Genomic DNA, 1,330 nt, shown 5'->3' with positions numbered 1-1,330 from the left:
ACTATAAATGAGCAAGTTCGTGATTTTGCATAAAAGAAAGACACCTCGATTCCGTGTGTTGTATAATGAAAGTGCCTAAACAAACATTTGCAACATTTACGAAAGAAGGTGTCTCTCGCAAATACTATACATCATTCCGCATTCATATACAACCAGCTTAAGAAATTAAATTTATGCAAATTTTATTCGAACCGGGTGATAAACCACCTTATAAGTATCCTGATCAGCATTTTCATTTCAGGATATCATGGAAAAACCACGGATTTTGCTAAAAACAGTTCCTGTCACAGAACTACGATTGCACATTTCCTTAATTCAGGGAAATGGGATGATTCTCTACTTTCAGATACGTTAAAACGTTCTGTTATAGAGATTATTTATTCAGAAGCAGCACGCACCGGAAAGCCTGTTTTCTGCATTGTAGACGATACGATAGCTTCAAAGACAAAGCCTTCGTCACAGGCTCTGCATCCGATTGAAGATGCGTACTTTCACCAATCCCATTTAAAGGGGAAACAGGACTACGGACATCAGGCAGTAGCTGTTATGCTTTCCTGTAACGGCATTGTCCTGAACTATGCTTTTGTAATGTACAATAAATCAATTTCCAAGATTGATATTGTACAAAATATTGCAAAGGAACTGCCTGTTCCACCAGTAATGTCTTATTTCCTTTGTGACTGCTGGTATGTTTCTGAAAAAATAATCAATACTTTTGTACAGAAAGGGTTCCATACCATTGGTGCTTTGAAAACAAACCGTCTGCTGTATCCATCAGGAATGAAAAAGAAACTCAGTGAACTGGCTGCTGAACGATCCACAACACATAAAGGATTTGACCTCGTCACAGTCAAAAAACGCAACTATTATGTGTACCGGTATGAGGGAAACCTCAGCGGCATAGAAAATGCAGTTGTTCTTTTAAGCTATCCTGAAAAAGCATTTGGTAATCCTAAAGCACTACGTGCTTTCATTAGCACAAATGTATCCTTATCTACACAGGAGATCCTTTCCTGTTATGTTTGTCGATGGCCGATTGAGATATTTTTCAGGCAATGCAAAAACCATCTGGCCCTGGATACATACCAGATACGCTCCTCAAAGGGAATACAGAGGTACTGGCTGTTGATGTCACTGACACATTATATTTGTGTCACAGGAACTGGCGGATATCGGTCTTTTCAAGATGGATATCATCGAATCTGTAGTGCCGTTCATCAGGAAAAGTATCAGTATCTATTCCTATGTGCAAAAGCAAGTGATGATTTTGAAGCATTTATGAAATTAGCAGGATAATTTTGTGCATTTTTTCAAATTTGCTCATTTATAG

The 1,330-nt window shown here is 38.2% G+C and carries 1 protein-coding gene; it reads left to right on the top strand.

The window, feature by feature from the left end:
• Positions 1 to 195 precede the first annotated feature (195 nt).
• Complete coding sequence (locus WMO75_RS19545; protein ID WP_243097413.1) at positions 196 to 1,296, top strand: transposase; 1,101 nt, start codon at positions 196 to 198, stop codon at positions 1,294 to 1,296.
• The last annotated feature ends 34 nt before the right edge of the window (positions 1,297 to 1,330 follow it).

Origin of the sequence: Blautia intestinihominis, assembly GCF_040096655.1 — a bacterium.
Classification (GTDB): Bacteria; Bacillota; Clostridia; order Lachnospirales; family Lachnospiraceae; genus Blautia_A; species Blautia_A intestinihominis.
Note: the sequence above shows the minus strand (reverse complement) of the source record. Positions and strands in the feature narration are given on the sequence as shown.